Raw genomic sequence first — 18919 nt, 5'->3', positions numbered from 1 at the left:
TGGCCGCGCCGCGCGTGCTGCTGGCCCCGCTGGGCGACGGCGGGCCGGCCGCCGTCCGCACGGCCGTGCTCGCGGCCGTCAACGCGGCCAAGGGCTCCAATCCCAAKCGGCTGGCGATCGTCTTTGCCGGGGCCGTCGACGCGGCGTGCCTGGGCAGCGCGGTGCTGGCCACGGCCGATGCCAGCTATGTCTACACCGAAACCAAATCCAAGCCCGAGCCGCGGACCCTGCGCCAGCTGACCCTGGGCGTGCCGGACGCGGCTGCGCTGCGAGAGGCTTTCGACCAGGCCACCGCCACGGTCGCGGGCATCGAACTGGCCAAGGAGTGGGGCAACCGGCCGGGCAACCATTGCACGCCCACGATGCTGGCCGAGGCCGCCAGGGAGCTGGCCGAGCTGCCGAACGTGAAGTGCGAGGTGCTGGGCCCGAAGGAAGTGGCCAAGCTCGGCATGGGCGCATTCGGCGCGGTCGCGCAGGGCTCGGCCGAGCCGCTGCGCTTCATCGTCCTGCGCTACCAAGGCGCGCCGAAGGACCAGGCGCCGGTCGTGCTGGTCGGCAAGGGCATCACCTTCGACACCGGTGGCGTCTCGCTCAAGCCGGCGGCCGAGATGGACGAGATGAAGTTCGACATGTGCGGCGCGGCGAGCGTGCTCGGCGTGTTCCGAGCGCTCGGCGATATCCAGCCGCCGATCAACGTGGTCGGCCTGGTGCCGACCTGCGAGAACATGAACGACGGCCGTGCGATCAAGCCGGGTGACGTCATCACCAGCATGAGCGGCCAAACCATCGAGGTGCTCAACACCGATGCCGAGGGGCGCCTGATCCTGTGCGATGCGCTGACCTATGCCAAGCGCTTCGCGCCGTCGGTGGTGATCGACATCGCCACCCTCACGGGGGCCTGCGTGGTGGCGCTGGGCGGCGTACGCAGCGGGCTCTTCTCGAGCGACGATGCGCTGGCCGACGCGCTCGAAGCCGCAGGCGAAGCTTCGCAGGATCGCTGCTGGCGGATGCCGCTCGACGAGGACTATGCCGAGGGGCTGAAGAGCAATTTCGCCGATGTCGCCAACGTTGCGGGACGCGCCGGCGGCGCCGTCACGGCAGCCAAGTTCCTGCAGCGCTTCGCGAGCGATTACCCCTGGGCGCACCTCGACATTGCGGGCACTGCCTGGAAGAGCGGGGCGGCCAAGGGCTCCACGGGGCGGCCCGTGGGCTTGCTGCTGAACTATCTCCTGGCGCAGAGCCGCAAGGGCGGCACGGGTGCCAAGGCGCAGAAGGCCGGCAAGGCCCGGTCCCGCAAGTGACCGAGATCGACGGCCACTACAACATGCCCGACAAGGTGGGCTACGCCTGCCGCCTGCTGCGCAAGGCAGTGGGCGCCCACGGCGCGCGGCTGGTGGTGGTGGCCGATGCCGCGCTGCTGGAGGCGATCGACCAGGCGCTGTGGACGCTCTCGCCGACCGAATTCATCGCCCATTGCCGCAGCGACGACGCGCCGTTCATCGTCGCCCGTTCGCCGGTGCTGCTGGCGGATGGTGCCTCGGCCTCGCTGCCCGACCGCCCGATCCTGGTCAACCTCGGCGTCGAGCTGCCGGCGAGGTTCGAGCGTTTCGAGCGGTTGATCGACCTGGTCGGCAGCGACGACGCCGACCGCCTGGCCGGCCGCGCCCGCTGGCGGCACTACAAGGACCGCGGCTACGCGATCCGCACCCACGCCTATGGCGGGAGCGCGACCTGATGGCCACAACACCTCGCACGCCGCCGCGCTTCGTGCCCACCCTGACGACGGTGCTCGAGCTCGCGCCGCAGGGTGCCGCGGAGCCGGCGCCCGTTTCGACGGCGCCCGTGTCGACGGCGCCCGCGGCGCCGGCCGCGATCGAGCCCTTGCAGGCGGTCGCGCTCAGCCCCGAAGCCGCGCGGTCCGAGGCCGATGCCTTCCGGCTCGAAGAGCAGTTGCTGCACCGCGTGCTGCAGCGCGTCGACCTCTCGCTCGAAGAGCGCGTGAGCGACGCGGTGTCAGGTGCCGTTCAGCAGCACCTCGACACCATGGTCCCCGCTTTGCGCAGCGAAATCGAAGCCGTTTTGCGAGCTCTGGTGAGCGAAGCGCTGGCCGAAGAGCTTTCCGAAAACCCCGGGTCTACGCCAGCATTCGGACCGCAATCCTTGGGCTAAACTGCGCGCGGGTCGAAAAGCGCGAGGGCGCTGCGCATCCGCGGCGCGATATTTGCTCAATGCATGTGCCCGGATCCAAAGACCGGTTTTCAACTCTACTTATCCATGTTCTGGAGGTTCTCATGCAATTGAAATGGACAGCCGTCGCCCTGGCCGCTCTCGCGCTCGTGGCCTGTGGCAAGAAGGAAGAAGCTGCCGCCCCCGCTGCTCCTGCGCCGACTGCAGCTGCACCCGCTCCCGCAGCCCCGCCGGGCGAAGCTCTGGTGGTCAAGATCGGCCACGTTGGCCCGACCAGCGGCGCCATCGCCCACCTCGGCAAGGACAACGAACTGGGTGCTCGCATGGCGGTCGAGGACCTCAACGCCAAGGGCGTGAAGATCGGCGGCAAGGTCGCCAAGTTCGAACTGCTTGCCGAAGACGATGCGGGCGATCCCAAGCAGGGCACCGCGGTGGCGCAGAAGCTGGTGGACAGCAAGGTCAATGGCGTGGTGGGCCACCTGAACTCGGGCACCACGATCCCGGCCTCCAAGCTGTACAGCGACGCCGGCATCCCCCAGATCTCGCCGTCGGCGACCAACCCGAAGTACACCCGCCAGGGCTACAAGACCACGTTCCGCGTGGTGGCTGACGACACGCAACTGGGTGGCACGCTCGGCAAGTACGCGGTCGAAACCCTGAAGGGCAAGAACATCGCCGTGATCGACGACCGGACCGCTTACGGCCAGGGCGTTGCCGAGGAATTCGAGAAAGCCGTCAAGGCTGCCGGCGGCACGATCGTCGGCCACGAATTCACGACCGACAAGTCGACCGATTTCAACGCCATCCTGACCAAGCTCAAGGGCGCGCAGCCCGACATCCTGTTCTTCGGCGGCATGGACGCCGTCGGCGGCCCGATGCTCAAGCAGGTCAAGCAACTCGGCATGAACGTCAAGTTCATGGGCGGCGACGGCCTGTGCACCGGCGAACTGGCCAAGCTGGCCGGCGATGCGATCGGCGAAGACATGGTGGTCTGTGCCGAAGCCGGTGGCGTGGACGGCGACTTCAAGGCTCCGCTGGATGCCTGGAAGGCCAAGTTCAAGGAAAAGAACGGCGTCGAAGTCCAGATCTACGCACCGTACGTCTACGACGCGGTGCAGGTGATCGCCGCCGCGATGGAAAAGGCGGGCTCGTCCGATCCGGAGAAGTACCTGCCCGAAGTCGGCAAGGTGCAGTACAACGGCCTGACCGGCCCGATCGCCTTCGACGAAAAGGGCGACATCAAGAACGGTGCGCTGACGCTGTACACCTACAAGAACGGTGCGCGTACGCAGATCGCCGTGGTGCGCTGAGCGCTTCGCGCTCGAACAAGAAAAGGGGCCTTCGGGCCCCTTTTTTCATGGGGGCGCCGGGCGGCTGCAAACGCAGAAGTCAACGAAGACGTCGAGGCGACGCGCACAAAAAAGCCCCGACAGGCGGGGCTTTCAAGACGGATCCGGTTGCAGTTGGAAGCTGCGGGAGACGTTTTTTTCTGGCGGAGCAGGCGGGATTCGAACCCGCGGAGGGCTATTAACCCTCACACGCTTTCCAGGCGTGCGACTTAAACCGCTCATCCACCGCTCCGAGCCTTCGATTGTAGCAGCGCCGCGCCACCTTTTCGGACCCGTCGGGCCGCCTCGGCGCGGGAGCAGAAAGCCCCTGCAGGAACAGCAGCAGATTTCGGATGCCCACCTGACCCGATCCTTCATCTGAATTCCGTACACTTCGCGCCTATTTGCCTGTCCGGAGCCCCGCTCATGAAATTCCGCTTCCCCATCGTCATCATCGACGAGGACTTCCGCTCCGAGAACACCTCGGGGCTCGGTATCCGCGCCCTGGCGCAAGCCTTCGAGAGCGAGGGCTTCGAGGTGCTGGGCGTGACCAGCTACGGCGACCTGAGCCAGTTCGCGCAGCAGCAGAGCCGCGCCAGCGCCTTCATCCTTTCGATCGACGACGAGGAGTTCACGGTCGGCCCGGACCTCGACCCGGCGGTGCTGAGCCTGCGCAGCTTCATCGGCGAAGTGCGGCGCAAGAACGCCGACGTGCCGATCTACATCTACGGCGAGACCAAGACTTCGCGCCACATCCCGAACGACATCCTGCGCGAGCTGCACGGCTTCATCCACATGTTCGAGGACACGCCGGAATTCGTGGCGCGCCACATCATCCGCGAAGCGAAGAGCTACCTCGAAGGCGTGCAGCCGCCGTTCTTCAAGGCGCTGATCGACTACGCGGAGGACGGCTCCTACTCCTGGCACTGCCCGGGCCACTCGGGCGGCGTGGCCTTCCTCAAGAGCCCGGTGGGCCAGATGTTCCACCAGTTCTTCGGCGAAAACATGCTGCGCGCCGACGTCTGCAACGCGGTCGAGGAACTCGGCCAGCTGCTCGACCATACCGGCCCGGTGGCGGCCAGCGAGCGCAACGCGGCGCGCATCTTCAACGCCGACCACTGCTTCTTCGTCACCAACGGCACCAGCACCAGCAACAAGATGGTGTGGCACCACACGGTGGCGCCGGACGACGTGGTGGTGGTGGACCGCAACTGCCACAAGTCGATCCTGCACGCGATCATCATGACCGGCGCGATTCCGGTCTTCATGAAGCCCACGCGCAACCACTTCGGCATCATCGGCCCGATCCCCAAGAGCGAGTTCGAGCCGGCGGCGATCAAGGCCAAGATCGCGGCCAACCCGCTGCTCTCGCACGTGGACGCCAGCAAGGTGAAGCCGCGCGTGATGACGCTGACGCAGTCCACCTACGACGGCGTGATCTACAACACCGAGACCATCAAGAACATGCTCGACGGCTACGTCGACACGCTGCACTTCGACGAGGCCTGGCTGCCGCATGCGGCCTTCCACCCGTTCTATGGCGCCTACCACGCGATGGGCAAGCGCCGGGTGCGGCCGAAGGACTCGCTGGTGTTCGCCACCCAGTCGACCCACAAGCTGCTGGCCGGCATCAGCCAGGCCAGCCACGTGCTGGTGCAGGACTCGCAGAACCGGGCGCTCGACCGCGACCTGTTCAACGAGGCCTACCTGATGCATTCGTCGACCAGCCCGCAGTACGCGATCATCGCCAGCTGCGACGTCGCCGCGGCGATGATGGAGCCGCCCGGCGGCACCGCGCTGGTCGAGGAGAGCATCCTGGAGGCGCTCGACTTCCGCCGCGCGATGCGCAAGGTCGAGGCCGAGTTCGGCAAGAACGAATGGTGGTTCAAGGTCTGGGGCCCCGAGAAGCTGGTCGACGAAGGCATCGGCCGGGCCGACGACTGGATCATCAAGGGCGAGTCGCGCACCGCCAAGTGGCACGGCTTCGGCAAGCTGGCCGACGGCTTCAACATGCTCGATCCGATCAAGTCGACCATCGTGACGCCGGGCCTGGACCTGAACGGCAAGTTCGCCGAGACCGGGATCCCGGCCAGCATCGTCACCAAGTTCCTGGCCGAGCACGGCGTGATCGTCGAGAAGACCGGGCTCTACAGCTTCTTCATCATGTTCACGATCGGCATCACCAAGGGCCGCTGGAACACGCTGCTGACGGCGCTGCAGCAGTTCAAGGACGACTACGCCCGCAACCAGCCGATGTGGCGGATCATGCCGGAGTTCTGCCAGGCGCATCCGAAGTACGAGCGCCTCGGGCTGCGCGACCTGTGCCATCACATTCATGAGCTCTACGCACGCTTCGATGTCGCGCGCCTGACCACCGAGATGTACCTGAGCGACCTGACGCCTGCCATGAAGCCGAGCGACGCCTTCGCACACATCGCGCACCGCAAGACCGAGCGGGTCGAGATCGACCACCTCGAGGGCCGCATCACGACCAGCCTGATCACGCCGTACCCGCCGGGCATCCCGCTCTTGATCCCGGGCGAGGTCTTCAACAAGAAGATCGTCGACTACCTCAAGTTCGCGCGCGAGTTCAACACCGAGTGCCCGGGCTTCGAGACCGACATCCACGGCTTGGTGGGCCGCATCGACGAGACGGGCAAGAAGCGCTACTACGCCGACTGCGTGCGGGCCGAGGCCGTGCCGGCGCCGGCCGTCAAGCCAGCAATGGTCAAGCCAGCGACCGTCAAGCCAGCGACCGTCAAGCCAGCCGCAAGGTCATCACGCCCGCGAGGATGACCCCCGTGCCGATCGCGCGCTGCCAGCCGAAAGGCTCGCGCAGGAACAGCGTGCCGATGACAGCGGCGAACAGCACCGAGGTTTCGCGCAGCGCCGCGACCACGGCCACCGGCGCCTGCGTCATCGCCCACAGCGCGATGCCGTAGCTGCCCAGCGAKGCCACGGTACCGACGAGCGCGATCTTCCAGCGCCGCGCCATGTACGCCAGGGCGGCCCGGCGCTGGCCGGGGCGGCGCCACAGGACCAGCAGCAGGTAGGGCAGGCCGTCGAACACGAACAGGCCCGCCACGTAGGCCAGGGCGTCGCCCGAGGCGCGCACGCCGATGCCGTCGACCACGGTGTAGATCGCGATGATGGCCGCGTTGGCCAGCGCGAAGCCGATGGCCTTGCGCCGCCGCGCCTCGTCGCCGTCGCGCAGCGCCGAGCGCGACAGGCCCAGCGTGACGACGCCGACGCAGATCACCGCGACACCGGCCCAGGCCGCCGCCGAGATGCCTTCGCCGATGAAAGGCAGGCTGCCCATCGCGACCAGCAGCGGTGCGCAACCGCGCATCAGGGGGTAGGTGAGGCCGAGGTCGCCGTGCTTGTAGGCGCCTGCGAGCGCGATGTAGTAGCCCAGGTGGATCGCGAGGGAGGCCGCCATGTAGGGCCAGGCGGCGCGAGCGGGCAGCCCGGTGTACAGCAGCAGCGGCACCGCGATGAAGAACCCCAGGCTGTGGATCAGTGCGGTGTCGAGCGCCTTGTCGCCGCCCGACTTGATCAGTGCATTCCAGCCGGCATGCAGCAGCGCGCCGAACAGGACGGCGCCGACGATCGATGCGCTGAGCGTCACGTCAGCATGCAGCGCTGTGCGCGGGCGGGGTCTCGATATCGGAATTGCTCGGTGCCATTGCAGTCCTCAGGCGGAAGTTGTCTTCTCGTTGTTGCGCAAGCTGCGCGCGCGGCCGTGGTGGGCCGCCCTTGAGGATTGTCCATGATCCACAGAGGCCGGCGCCGGGCCGCCCCCAAGGCGGCCTGCGGCCCCCTCGGGGGGCAGCGACCACACGAAGTGAGGGAGCGTGGGGGCCAGTCAGCCGGAGGTGTCGTCGCGCACGCGCAGGAAGCGCGCGAAGCGCGGCAGGCCGCTCGGGCTGGTGCCGTTGTAGCGGTAGGTCACCCAGCTGCCGATGGCCGGCGGCTTCTCGCGCTCGGCGTCGCTGAAGCCGCCGCCGAGCTTGAAGCGCTTGCCGTCGGCGGTCTCGACCCACATCGCGCCCATGCGGCCGGCATGCTTGCCGCGCCCCGGCACGTAGGACAGCACGCGTGCCTCGGCATCGTCGAAGGGCTTGACCTTGAGAAGGTCGGCGTTGCGTTCGGCCCGATAGAGCGATCCGCCGCGATGCAGCATCAGGCCTTCGCCGCCCATGTGCACCGTCTTGTCGAGCAGGGCCTGCAGCGCTTCGTGGGTGCTGGCGCGCAGCTGCGGCACGGGCACGATCCAGGGCGCCTCGGTGATCGGCAGCAATTTGCGCAAGACCGCGAGCCGGGTCGTGAAGTCGCCCGGCGAGGCCGGCAGATCGAACACCATGAAGCGCATCTCGCGCCAGGCGGGGTCCGCCGGCGTCTGGCTGCGCACGGTCGAGACGGCGTGCGCGAAGCGGCCGCGGCCGGCCCAGAGCTCGCCATCCATCGGGACCGCCGGCAGCGCGGCCGTGAACCAGGCCGGCGCCACGATCCGTTCGCCGCCGCGTGTCCACAGCTGCTTGCCGTCCCAGTAGGCCCGCACGCCGTCGTACTTCTCGCTGACCCAGTAGTCCGCCAGCGGCATGCCGCGGCGGTAGACCTCGGCCAGCATCAGCGGCGGTGCGGCATTGCGCGCCAGCGCCGCCGGGGCCAGAAAGGCGAGTCCCGCCAAGACGAAAGCCCGTCGATCGATCTTGTTCATTGACAAGTCCTTCCTCCCCAACCCCCAACCAGGGCGACGTCGCGCCCGTCCATCCGAAGCGCGTCTAGCCTTCCGAAACGCCGCCCACCACCTGGCTGAAGCCGCCGTCCACGTAAGTGATCTCGGCGGTCACGCCGCTTGCGAGGTCGCTCAGCAGGAAGGCGGCCACATTGCCGACTTCTTCGATCGTCACGTTGCGCCGCATCGGCGCGATCTTCGAGATCGCCGACAGCAGCTTGCCGAAATCCTTGATGCCGCTGGCCGCCAGCGTCTTGATCGGGCCGGCGCTGATGCCGTTGACGCGCATGCCCTTGGGGCCCAGCGACTCGGCCAGGTAGCGCACCGAGGCTTCGAGCGAGGCCTTGGCCAGGCCCATGGTGTTGTAGTTGGGCAGGGCGCGGATCGCGCCCAGGTAGGTCAGCGTCAACAGGGCCGACTTGTCGTTGAGGTAGGGCAGGGCCGCCTTGGCCATCGCCGGGAAGCTGTACGCGCTGATGTCGTGCGCGATCTTGAAGCCTTCGCGCGACAGCCCCTCGAGGAAATCGCCCGCGATCGCCTCGCGCGGTGCGAAACCGATGCTGTGGACGAAGCCGTCGAACTTCGGCCAGACCTGGGCCAGGTCGGTGAACAGCTTGTCGATCTGGGCGTCGTCGCCGACGTCGCAGTCGAACACGAGCGTGGAGTCGAAGTCGGCCGCGAACTCGGTGATGCGGTCCTTGAAGCGCTCGCCCACGTAGCTGAACGCCAGCTCGGCGCCTTGCGCATGGCAGGCCTTGGCGACGCCGTAAGCAATGGAGCGGTTGCTCAGAACGCCCGTGATCAGAAGTTTTTTGCCGGAAAGAAAGCCCATGGGACGACCTCGTGTAAATCTTGGGCAGAATTCTCGCATGCGCGTTTGGCTTCTTTTCGTGTGGATGCTCTGGGCCGCCCCTTCCTGGGCGGCGCATGCCTACGCGCAGTTCGGCGACATCAAGTACCCGCCGGGGTTCACCCACTTCGACTATGTCAATCCGCAGGCGCCCAAGGGCGGAGAAATCCGCATGGTGCCGCCGACGCGGCCGACGAACTTCGACAAGTTCAATCCCTTCACGCTCAAGGGCACGACGCCGTACGGCATCGGCAACCTGATGTTCGAAAGCCTGCTGACGGGCAATTCGGAGGAGCCGACCACGGCCTACGGCCTTCTCGCCGAGGACGTCGAAGTCGCGGCGGACAAGAAATCCGCCACCTTCAGGATCCATCCGAAGGCCCGTTTCCACGACGGCAGCCAGGTGCTCGCGGCGGACGTGGTGCATTCGTTCAACACGCTCACCGGCCCGTTGGCGGCCCCCCAGTTCCGGACCATCTACGCCGAAGTGAAAGGCGCCAAGGCCATCGGCGAAAGAACCGTGCGCTTCGACTTCAAGAACCCCAACCCCGAGCTTCCGCTGATGGTCGGCGGCATGCCGGTGTTCAGCCGGGCCTGGGGCGGCGGCAAGCCCTTCGACCAGATCACCACCGACGTGCCGATCGGCTCGGGCCCGTACAAGCTCATCAACCCGCGCATGGGCCGGGACATCACCTACACGCGCGACCCCGACTACTGGGGCGCGGATCTGCCCGTGCGCAAGGGGTTCTTCAACTTCGACCGTGTCACCTACAGGATCTACCTGGACGAGACCGCCCGCTTCGAAGGCCTCAAGGCGGACGAATTCGACTTCATGCGCGAGTTCACGTCGCGCAACTGGGCGCGCCAGTACAAGGGCAAGCAGTTCGATTCCGGCGAGCTCGTGAAACGCGCCTTCGAGAACAGGAATCCCGGCGACTTCCAGGGCTACGTCTTCAATACGCGCAATCCCAAGTTCAAGGACATCCGGGTGCGCCAGGCGATCGGGCTGGCGATGGATTTCGAGTGGCTCAACAAGCAGCTGTTCTACGGGCTTTACAAGCGCGTGGAAGGCTATTTCCCGAACAGCGAGTTCCACGCCGAAGGACTGCCTACGCCGGAGGAGCTGGCGCTGCTCGAACCGTTGCGCGACAAGCTGCGGCCGGAGGTCTTCGGGCCCGCCGCGATCTCGCCGAGCACCGCGCCGCCCGGCAGCCTGCGCGAGAACCTGCGCCGCGCGCGCGCCTTGCTGGCCGAGGCCGGCTGGACCTACCGGGATGGCGCCTTGCGCAACGCCAAGGACGAGGTCTTCACGATCGAGTTCCTCAACGACCAGCCTTCGCTGATCCGCGTCGCGACGCCCTTCCAGACGGCGCTGCGAAAGCTCGGGATCCAGATGACCTTTCGCACCGTGGACTTCTCGCTGGCCCAGCAACGCATGGACAACTTCGACTTCGAGATGACGTCGGTGCGGCTGCCGGGCAGCACGGCGCCGGGCGGCGAACTGCTCGAGCTGTTCGGTTCGCAGGCGGCCGCCACCGACGGCTCGCGAAACATCTGGGGCATCGCCGACCCGGCCGTCGATGCGCTGCTGCAGAAGGTGGTGACGGCGACGACACGCCCCGAACTCAGCGCCGCGATGCGGGCGCTGGACCGCGTGCTCTCGCATGGCCACTACTCGGTGCCGCAGTACTACGGCGGTGCATTCCTGATCGGCTACCATCCGCGGCCCTTCGTGCTGCCGCCGGTGATCCCGCCTTACTACGAGGCCGACAGCTGGGCCGTGAGCACCTGGTGGGCATCGCCCGCCAACAAGTAGGAGCGTCATGGTCAGCTACATCCTCAAACGCCTGCTGTTGATGGTGCCGACACTGTTCGGTGTGCTGCTGCTGACCTTCCTCGTGATCCAGTTCGTGCCGGGCGGGCCGGTCGAGCAGATGGTGTCCCAGCTGCAGGGGCGCGATTCCGGCGGCGAGCGCGCGGCCACGAGCGGCGCAGGCTACCGCGGGCGCCAGGGGCTGGATCCGCAGCGCATCGAGGAGATCAAGCAGCTCTACGGCTTCGACAAGCCGCCGCTCGAACGTTTCTGGCAGATGCTGAAGTCCTACGCGCGCTTCGACCTGGGAACGAGCTTCTACCAGCGCAAGGCCGTCTGGGAACTGGTCAAGGAAAAGATGCCGGTGTCGATCAGCCTGGGGCTGTGGACCTTCTTCATCAGCTACCTGATCGCCGTGCCGCTGGGCGTCGCGAAGGCGGTACGGGYGGGCACGCGCTTCGACTTCCTGACCACGCTGGTGGTGCTGGTCGGCTATGCCATCCCGGGCTTCGTGCTGGGCGTCGCGCTGCTCGTGGTCTTCGGCGGCCAGTTGCAGTGGTTTCCGCTGCGCGGATTGACCTCCCCGGGCTGGCAGGCCATGGGGTGGGGCGCGCGGATCGTCGACTACCTGTGGCATATCGCGCTGCCGGTGACGGCGATGGTGCTCGGCAGTTTCGCCGTCACGGCCATGCTGACCAAGAACTCCTTTCTCGAGGAGATCCGAAAGCAATACGTGCTGACGGCCCGCGCCAAGGGGCTGACCGAGCGCGAGGTGCTTTGGAAGCATGTGTTCCGCAACGCGCTGATCCCGATCGTCACCGGCTTTCCGGCGGCATTCATCGGCGCCTTCTTCACCGGCTCCCTGTTGATCGAGACGCTGTTCTCGCTCGACGGCCTGGGCCTGCTGAGCTACGAGAGYGTGATCCGGCGCGACTATCCGGTGGTGCTGGGCACGCTCTACCTGTTCACGCTGATCGGGCTGGTGACCAAGCTGATCAGCGACCTTTGCTACGTACTGGTGGACCCGAGGGTGAAGTTTGACTAGCGGCGGCGTCACCGTGTCGCCCGGCCGCCGCGCCTGGCTGCGCTTCAAGCGCAACCGGCTCGGCTACTGGAGCCTGGTCCTCTTCTCGCTGCTCGTGGTGCTGAGCCTCTTCGCCGAACTGCTCTCCACCGACAAGCCGCTGGTGGTGCGCTACGAGGGCCAGACCTACTTTCCGGTGGCGCGCGACTACTCGGAGAAGACCTTCGGCGGCGACTTCGAGACGCCGGCCGACTACCTGGATCCGTTCATCCGCGAACGCATCACCTCGGGCGGCAACTGGGCCCTGTATGCGCCCAACCCCTACGGCCCGAAGACCCTCAACTACTTCGCGAAGTCCCCGAATCCCGCGGCGCCTTCCGCCGAGAACTTCTTCGGCAGCGACGATCGCGGCCGCGACCTGCTGGCGCAGCTGATCTACGGCTTCCGCGTGAGCGTCCTGTTCGCGCTGGCGCTGACCTTCATCGGCGTGGTGCTGGGGGTCGTGACGGGCGCCGTCCAGGGCTTCTTCGCCGGCAAGACCGACCTCGCGTTCCAGCGCTTCATCGAGATCTGGAGCTCGATGCCCGAGCTCTACCTGCTGATCATCTTCAGCGCGGTCTTCGCGCYCAGCGTTTCGCTGCTGCTGATCCTGCTGAGCCTGTTCGGCTGGATGGGGCTGTCGGACTACGTGCGCGCCGAGTTCCTGCGCAACCGCCAGATGGACTACGTGCGGGCAGCGCGCGCACTCGGCGTCGGCAACCTGCAGATCATGTGGCGCCACATCCTGCCCAACAGCATGACGCCGGTCGTGACCTTCCTGCCGTTCCGCATGAGCGCGGCGATCCTGGCGCTGACCTCGCTCGACTTCCTGGGCCTCGGCGTGCCGCCGGGGACGCCTTCGCTGGGCGAGCTGCTGAGCCAGGGCAAGGCCAACATCGACGCCTGGTGGATCTCGCTGTCCACCTTCGCGGTGCTGGTGGTCACCCTGATGCTGCTGACCTTCATGGGCGACGCGCTGCGCGATGCGCTCGATCCGCGGAAGGCAGAGCAATGAGCGCTGAACTGTTGAACGTCCAGAGCCTGCGCGTGGCCTTCGGCGACAAGGAGGTGGTGCACGGCATCGACTTCGCGATCCGCGAGGGCGAGAAGCTGGCGCTGGTCGGCGAGTCGGGCTCGGGCAAGACCGTGACCGCGCTGAGCCTGCTGCGGCTGGTGCAGAACGCCGACATCTCGGGCGGCGCGGCCTTCGCCGGCGGGGAGGGCGGTGGCGCGCGGGACCTGCTCGCGATGCCCGAGCGACAGCTCAGGGGCATCCGCGGCAAGGAGATCGCGATGATCTTCCAGGAGCCGATGACCGCGCTCAATGCGCTCTACACGGTCGGCGACCAGATCGCCGAGGTGCTCCAGCTGCACCAGGCGCTGCCGGCGCGTGCGGCCCAGGAGGCCGCGGTGCAGCTGCTGGCCGACACCGGCATCCCGGAGCCGGYACGGCGGGCCCGCTCCTTTCCGCACCAGCTCTCCGGCGGCCAGCGCCAGCGCGCGATGATCGCGATGGCGCTGGCCTGCAAGCCGCGGCTGCTGCTGGCCGACGAGCCCACCACGGCGCTCGACGTCACGGTGCGGGCCCAGATCCTCGAACTGCTCGCCGAGCTGCAGCGCAAGCACGGCATGGCGGTGCTGCTGATCACGCACGACCTGAACCTGGTGCGCCGCTTCGCCGACCGCGTGGCCGTGATGGAGAACGGCCACATCGTCGAGCATGGCGCGGTCGGGGCCGTGTTCGATGCGCCGCAGCATCCGTACACGCGCAAGCTGATCGACAGCCGGCCGACCCGTGACGTGGCCTCCTTCGCGGTCGATCCGAACGCTCCGGCGGTGCTCGAGGCCAAGGCCCTGCGAGTGATCTATCCGGTGCCGCGGCCCGGCATCCGCGGCTGGTTCCGCCACGGCGAATTCGTGGCGGTGCAGGGCGCCGATTTCAGCATCGCGCCGGGCCAGACCCTGGGCGTGGTCGGCGAGTCCGGCTCGGGCAAGTCGACCCTGGCGCTGGCCGCGCTCGGCCTACTGAAGCACCAGGGCGAGCTCGACGTCGCGGGCCGGCAGTGGGACGGCGGCGCTGCCAGCGACCGGTCGCTCCGGCGGCTGATGCAGGTGGTGTTCCAGGACCCGTTCTCGTCGCTGTCGCCGCGCATGACGGTCGAGCAGATCGTCGGCGAGGGGCTGACCGTCCATGCGCCCGAACTCGACACCGGCGCCCGCCGCAGCCGCGCCCTCGACGCGCTGGCCGACGTCGGCCTGACCGAAGCCCAGTTCCCGGCCCTGCTCGATCGCTATCCGCACGAGTTCTCCGGCGGCCAGCGGCAGCGCCTGGCGATCGCCCGGGCGCTGGTGGTCGACCCGAAGCTGCTGGTGCTCGATGAACCCACCAGCGCGCTCGACGTCACGATCCAGAAGCAGGTGCTGGGCCTGCTGCAGCGCCTGCAGCGCGAGCGCGGCCTGAGCTACCTGCTGATCACCCACGATGTGGAGGTGATCCGCGCGATGGCGCACCAGGTCATCGTCATGAAGGACGGCGCGATCCTCGAGTCGGGGCCGGCCCTGCGGGTGCTGGACGCGCCCGAGCACCCTTACACGCAAAAGCTGGTCGCGGCAGCCCTGGCCGATTAGAAATACTCAAAGGAATGGAATGTCGCTGATCGGATACGACAGGCGYGGTGCCTGGCGCGCGGCCCTGGCCTGCATGGTGGCGCTGGCGGTGGCCATGGGCCTGGGGCGCTTCGCCTTCACGCCGATGCTGCCGATCATGCTGCACGAGGGAAAGCTGGACCTGCAGGGCGGCGGCGTGCTGGCCTCGCTCAATTACCTCGGCTATTTTCTCGGCGCCGTGAGTTGCGCGGCGATCCGGATCCAGCCGGCTGCGATGGTGCGCGGCGGCCTGGTCGCCACCGCGGCCCTGTTGCTCGGGATGGGTCTGCTGCACGGTTTCACCGTCTGGGGCGTGCTGCGCACGGCCGCCGGCGTGATGAGCGCCTGGACCTTCGTCTTCGCCTCCGGCTGGGGCCTGCGGCGGCTGGCGGAGACCGGGGCGCCGGCGCTCGCCGGCGTGATCTATTCCGGGCCCGGCATCGGCATCGCGGTCACCGGGCTGCTGGGCGGCGCCATCGGGCGCTGGGGGGCGGACGCAGGCTGGATCGGCTTCGGCCTGCTGTCGCTGGCCCTGATCGCGCTCATTTGGCACATCTTCGGCGACGGCCACCCGGACCTTGCGGGCGCCCAGCCCGGCCCGGCAGCCGCGCCGACGGCGGCCGAATCCGCCGCGGCGCGCAGCGATGCCCGCTGGCTGGTCGGGCTCTACGGGCTGGCGGGCTTCGGTTACATCATCACGGCCACCTTCCTGCCGGTGATCGCGCGGCAGGCCCTGCCGGGCTCGCCCTGGCCGGATCTGTTCTGGCCGCTGCTCGGCCTGGCCGTCGTTCCGGGGGCGCTGATCGGCGCCCGGGCGCCGATGAAGTGGGACAACCGGCTCCTGCTCGCCATCGCCTACGGCTTGCAGGCGCTGGGCGTGGTGCTGTCGGTGGCCTGGCCGACGATCGTCGGCTTCGCGCTCGGGAGCCTGTTGCTGGGCATGCCTTTCACTGCCATCACCCTGTTCGCGATGCGGGATGCGCGGCGGCTGCGCGGCAACGCCGCGGCCGGGCTGATCGGCTATGCCACCGCATCCTATGGGGTCGGCCAGATCCTCGGACCGCTGTTCGCGGCGCCCCTGGCGCAGCGCACCGGCTCGTTCGCGGTGCCGTTGCTGGTCGCGGCGGCGGCGCTGGCGCTCGGCGCGCTGCTTTTCAGCCATGTCTGGTGGCGTTCCAGGCCTGCCGAAGTGCTTCCAGGTGCGTAAAAACCCCTGATTCGTAACGCATTTGGCATATAATTCGAGGCTCACGACCAAACGGGCGAGTACCAACCGCCCGTTTTTTTATGGGTCGACGCATTTTCGATGCCGAGATCGGCGGCGGCATCGGGCACGGCAAACAGGCATTTCAAAGGCATATACAAACACGTGGCATTGCAGCAGACAGTGGAACAAACCGTGGCCGGACTCGGCTACGACCTGGTCGAGATCGAGCGCTCGGCCGGGGGATTGCTGCGCGTCACGATTGATTTGCCCTGGCAAGGCCCCAACTTGGATGCAGCGGGTGCGCCGGAGCCTTTCGTCACTGTCGAGGATTGCGAGAAGGTCACGCGTCAGCTGCAGTTCGCGCTCGAGGTCGACGGCGCCGACTACAAGCGGCTCGAGGTGTCATCGCCGGGCATCGACCGCCCGTTGCGTCACGAGAAGGATTTCGAGCGTTTTGCCGGCGAGGTGATCGACATCACGCTGAAGGCGCCGATGGGCGCGGCGGCGAATGGCCAGGTGGCGGCCAACCGCAAGAAATTTCGCGGCACGCTGGAGCGCGTTGTCGCAGCCGACGGCTCGCAGGGCTGGCAGATCGTCTGGAGCGACGAGCCCGCGGCGAAGCCCGGTCAGAAGATCAGCAAGAAGCGCGTGCCTGCCCCCCTGCAGGCACTGGGTTTTGCGTTGGACGAGCTGCGCGAAGCGCGGCTCGCCCCGATAGTGGATTTCAATGGGCGCAGGCCAAAACCCGGCACCGTGGTGTCGGACTGAACGAGGAGAGTGGTGGCATGAATCGCGAAATGTTGATGTTGGTGGATGCGATCTCGCGCGAGAAGAACGTCGAACGTGACGTTGTCTTCGGCGCGGTCGAATCCGCCCTGGCGCAAGCCACCAAGAAGCTCTATCAGGGCGACGTGGACATTCGCGTCGCCGTCGACCGCGACAGCGGCGACTACGAGACCTTCCGTCGCTGGCACGTGGTTCCCGACGAGGCCGGCCTGCAGCTGCCCGACCAGGAAATCCTGCTGTTCGAAGCCAAGGAAGAGATGCCCGACATCGAGGTCGACGAGTACATCGAGGAATCGGTGGACTCGGTGCCGATCGGCCGCATCGGCGCGATGGCCGCCAAGCAGGTGATCCTGCAGAAGATCCGCGACGCCGAGCGCGAGATGCTGCTCAACGACTTCATGTCGCGCGGCGAGAAGATCTTCACCGGCACCGTCAAGCGCCTGGACAAGGGCGACATCATCGTTGAAGCGGGCCGGGTCGAAGGGCGCCTGCGCCGCAGCGAGATGATCGCCAAGGAAAACCTGCGCAACGGCGACCGCGTGCGGGCCATGATCATGGAGGTCGACCTGACGCTGCGCGGCGCGCCGATCATCCTGTCGCGCTCGGCCCCCGAGTTCATGATCGAGCTGTTCCGCCAGGAAGTGCCCGAGATCGAGCAGGGCCTGCTCGAGATCAAGAGCTGCGCCCGCGACCCCGGTTCGCGCGCCAAGATCGCCGTGCTCTCGCACGACAAGCGGGTCGATCCGATCGGCACCTGCGTCGGCGTGCGCGGCACCCGGGTCAACGCGGTCACCAACGAGCTCGCCGGCGAGCGCGTGGACATCGTGCTGTGGAGCGAGGATCCGGCCCAGTTCGTGATCGGCGCCCTGGCGCCGGCCAATGTCTCGTCGATCGTGGTCGACGAGGAAAAGCATGCGATGGACGTGGTGGTCGACGAGGAAAACCTCGCGATCGCGATCGGCCGTGGCGGTCAGAACGTGAGGCTCGCCTCCGACCTGACCGGCTGGAAGATCAACATCATGGACGCCAACGAGTCGGCCCAGAAGCAGGCGACCGAGACCGATGCCAGCCGCAAGCTGTTCATGGAGAAGCTCGACGTCGACGAGGAAATCGCCGACATCCTGATCTCCGAAGGTTTCACCAGCCTCGAGGAAGTGGCCTACGTGCCGATCTCCGAGCTGCTCGAGATCGAGAGCTTCGACGAAGACACGATCAACGAACTGCGGTCGCGCGCCAAGGATGCGCTGCTGACCATGGAAATCGCCCGGGAAGAAAACGTCGAGAGCGTCTCGCAGGATCTGCGCGACCTCGCCGGACTCGATCCGGCCCTCATTCCCAAATTGGCCGAGGCGGGTGTCCACACCCGTGACGACCTGGCCGACCTTGCGGTCGATGAACTCACCGAAATCACCGGCCAAACCGCCGATGAGGCCAAGAACCTGATCTTGAAAGCCCGCGAACACTGGTTCGCTGGCCAAGAGTGACGGTCATGGAGGCACGAAACCAATATGTCCAGTACCACTGTCGCCGAGTTCGCGAACGAACTCAAGAAGACTCCCGAAACCCTGCTTGACCAGCTCAAGAGCGCAGGCGTGCCCAAGCAGGCCGCCACCGATGCGCTCAGCGAGGCCGACAAGCAGCGCTTGCTCGGCTTCCTGAAGGCCAGCCACGGCACCGTCGAGCCGGAGCGCAAGAAGATCACGCTGACCAAGAAATCGACCAGCGAGATCAAGCAGGCCGAYGCCACCGGCCGCGCCCGCACGATTCAGGTCGAAGTGCGCAAGAAGCGCACCTTCATCCAGCGCGACGAAGGCCACCCGGCGGTGTCCGAGGCGACTGCGGCCGCTGAAGCCGAAGCGCCCGCCGCCGYGCCCGCAGCGCCCCAGATCGACGAAGCCGAACTCGCCCGTCGCGAGGAAGACGCTCGCCGCCAGGCCGAACTGATCCGTCGCCAGGAAGAAGAACTGGCCGAGAAGCGTCGCCTGCGCGAAGAAACCGAAGCCCGCGAACGCGAGAAGGTCGAGCGCGCCGAGCAGGCCGAGCAGGAGGCCAAGGCCGCCAGCAAGAAGGCCGCCGAGGCCGCTGCCGCCGCCACGGTGACCGAAGGTGCGCCCGAAGCACCCGAGGAAGCGCCGGCCGTGACCGACCGCAAGGCCGCCGCCGAAGCCGCCGCGACGCAAGCCAAGGACGACGCCAAGGCCAAGGCCGCCGCCGAATCGAAGGCCCGCGCCGACGAGGAAGCCGCCCGCGCCAAGGACCTCGACGAACGCCGCCGCAAGGCGCTGGCCGAAGCCGAAGCCA

At 67.4% G+C, this 18919-nt stretch carries 16 protein-coding genes and 1 tRNA gene; 13 read left to right on the top strand and 4 right to left on the bottom strand.

Features of this window, described 5'->3' with window-relative positions; all coding sequences use genetic code 11:
* The 4 genes from AC1D2K_RS10725 to AC1D2K_RS10710 all read left to right on the top strand — a co-directional run.
* Positions 1–1301, top strand: a 1301-nt coding sequence (locus AC1D2K_RS10725; protein ID WP_478088707.1) for a leucyl aminopeptidase, incomplete at its 5' end; no start/stop codon positions are given.
* A complete protein-coding gene (locus tag AC1D2K_RS10720) occupies positions 1298–1735 on the top strand; it encodes a DNA polymerase III subunit chi (protein WP_478088706.1) in 438 nt (145 codons plus the stop codon). The genes AC1D2K_RS10725 and AC1D2K_RS10720, both read left to right, overlap by 4 nt.
* Positions 1736–1767: 32 nt before the next feature.
* On the top strand, positions 1768–2169 hold the full coding sequence (locus AC1D2K_RS10715; protein WP_478088705.1) for a hypothetical protein: 402 nt from the start codon (positions 1768–1770) through the stop codon (positions 2167–2169).
* A 122-nt stretch (positions 2170–2291) separates the two neighbouring features.
* The gene (locus tag AC1D2K_RS10710; RefSeq protein WP_478088703.1) at positions 2292–3497 is read left to right on the top strand and encodes a branched-chain amino acid ABC transporter substrate-binding protein; all 1206 of its coding nucleotides are present in this window, start codon (positions 2292–2294) and stop codon (positions 3495–3497) included.
* 180 nt (positions 3498–3677) lie between these two features.
* Here the strand turns inward: AC1D2K_RS10710 and AC1D2K_RS10705 are convergent.
* Positions 3678–3768: transfer RNA gene (locus AC1D2K_RS10705), tRNA-Ser, on the bottom strand.
* A 173-nt stretch (positions 3769–3941) separates the two neighbouring features.
* Between AC1D2K_RS10705 and AC1D2K_RS10700 the strand changes: the two genes are divergently transcribed.
* The gene (locus AC1D2K_RS10700; RefSeq protein ID WP_478088701.1) at positions 3942–6311 is read left to right on the top strand and encodes an Orn/Lys/Arg family decarboxylase; all 2370 of its coding nucleotides are present in this window, start codon (positions 3942–3944) and stop codon (positions 6309–6311) included.
* On the opposite strand, the gene AC1D2K_RS10695 is transcribed toward AC1D2K_RS10700, so the two are convergent.
* The 3 genes from AC1D2K_RS10695 to fabI all read right to left on the bottom strand — a co-directional run bounded on the left by AC1D2K_RS10695 (position 6274) and on the right by fabI (position 9085).
* On the bottom strand, positions 6274–7143 hold the full coding sequence (locus AC1D2K_RS10695; RefSeq protein ID WP_478088699.1) for an EamA family transporter: 870 nt from the start codon (positions 7141–7143) through the stop codon (positions 6274–6276). The genes AC1D2K_RS10700 and AC1D2K_RS10695 overlap by 38 nt on opposite strands.
* A gap of 237 nt (positions 7144–7380) precedes the next feature.
* Positions 7381–8235: a DNA ligase gene (locus AC1D2K_RS10690; RefSeq protein WP_478088698.1), complete on the bottom strand. Its 855-nt coding sequence runs from the start codon at positions 8233–8235 to the stop codon at positions 7381–7383.
* Between the two features lie 64 nt (positions 8236–8299).
* Entirely contained in the window at positions 8300–9085 is a 786-nt protein-coding gene (fabI, locus tag AC1D2K_RS10685) for an enoyl-ACP reductase FabI (protein WP_478088697.1), read from the bottom strand.
* Positions 9086–9122: 37 nt separating this feature from the next.
* Between fabI and AC1D2K_RS10680 the strand changes: the two genes are divergently transcribed.
* The 8 genes from AC1D2K_RS10680 to AC1D2K_RS10645 form a co-directional block, all read left to right on the top strand.
* The gene (locus AC1D2K_RS10680) at positions 9123–10919 is read left to right on the top strand and encodes an extracellular solute-binding protein (protein WP_478088695.1); all 1797 of its coding nucleotides are present in this window, start codon (positions 9123–9125) and stop codon (positions 10917–10919) included.
* A gap of 7 nt (positions 10920–10926) precedes the next feature.
* Positions 10927–11961 (top strand): microcin C ABC transporter permease YejB, encoded by a 1035-nt coding sequence (locus AC1D2K_RS10675; RefSeq protein WP_478088693.1) that lies wholly within the window; start codon positions 10927–10929, stop codon positions 11959–11961.
* Positions 11954–12994 carry an ABC transporter permease gene (locus tag AC1D2K_RS10670; RefSeq protein ID WP_478088690.1) on the top strand — a complete coding sequence of 347 codons (1041 nt, stop codon included), beginning with the start codon at positions 11954–11956 and terminating at the stop codon, positions 12992–12994. The genes AC1D2K_RS10675 and AC1D2K_RS10670 overlap by 8 nt, the downstream gene beginning before the upstream one ends.
* Positions 12991–14607 (top strand): ABC transporter ATP-binding protein, encoded by a 1617-nt coding sequence (locus tag AC1D2K_RS10665; protein ID WP_478088688.1) that lies wholly within the window; start codon positions 12991–12993, stop codon positions 14605–14607. Before AC1D2K_RS10670 ends, AC1D2K_RS10665 begins: the two co-directional genes overlap by 4 nt.
* A 19-nt stretch (positions 14608–14626) precedes the next feature.
* Positions 14627–15832, top strand: a complete 1206-nt coding sequence (locus AC1D2K_RS10660; protein WP_478088686.1) for a YbfB/YjiJ family MFS transporter — start codon at positions 14627–14629, stop codon at positions 15830–15832.
* A 162-nt stretch (positions 15833–15994) separates the two neighbouring features.
* The gene (rimP, locus tag AC1D2K_RS10655) at positions 15995–16600 is read left to right on the top strand and encodes a ribosome maturation factor RimP (protein WP_478088684.1); all 606 of its coding nucleotides are present in this window, start codon (positions 15995–15997) and stop codon (positions 16598–16600) included.
* 17 nt (positions 16601–16617) lie between these two features.
* On the top strand, positions 16618–18102 hold the full coding sequence (nusA, locus tag AC1D2K_RS10650) for a transcription termination factor NusA (protein WP_478088682.1): 1485 nt from the start codon (positions 16618–16620) through the stop codon (positions 18100–18102).
* Between the two features lie 24 nt (positions 18103–18126).
* Positions 18127–18919, top strand: a 793-nt coding sequence (locus AC1D2K_RS10645) for a translation initiation factor IF-2 associated domain-containing protein (protein ID WP_478088678.1), incomplete at its 3' end; no start/stop codon positions are given.

It is taken from the genome of Variovorax sp. P1_H12_2, from assembly GCF_056405335.1.
This window is presented reverse-complemented; position numbering and strand designations above follow the sequence as displayed.

Coding starts and splice junctions, on each gene's coding strand:
- AC1D2K_RS10680 (WP_478088695.1), top strand. CDS start 9,123: ATGCGCGTTTGGCTTCTTTTCGTGTGGATGCTCTGGGCCGCCCCTTCC.
- AC1D2K_RS10690 (WP_478088698.1), bottom strand. CDS start 8,235: ATGAACAAGATCGATCGACGGGCTTTCGTCTTGGCGGGACTCGCCTTT.
- AC1D2K_RS10710 (WP_478088703.1), top strand. CDS start 2,292: ATGCAATTGAAATGGACAGCCGTCGCCCTGGCCGCTCTCGCGCTCGTG.
- fabI (WP_478088697.1), bottom strand. CDS start 9,085: ATGGGCTTTCTTTCCGGCAAAAAACTTCTGATCACGGGCGTTCTGAGC.
- AC1D2K_RS10700 (WP_478088701.1), top strand. CDS start 3,942: ATGAAATTCCGCTTCCCCATCGTCATCATCGACGAGGACTTCCGCTCC.
- nusA (WP_478088682.1), top strand. CDS start 16,618: ATGAATCGCGAAATGTTGATGTTGGTGGATGCGATCTCGCGCGAGAAG.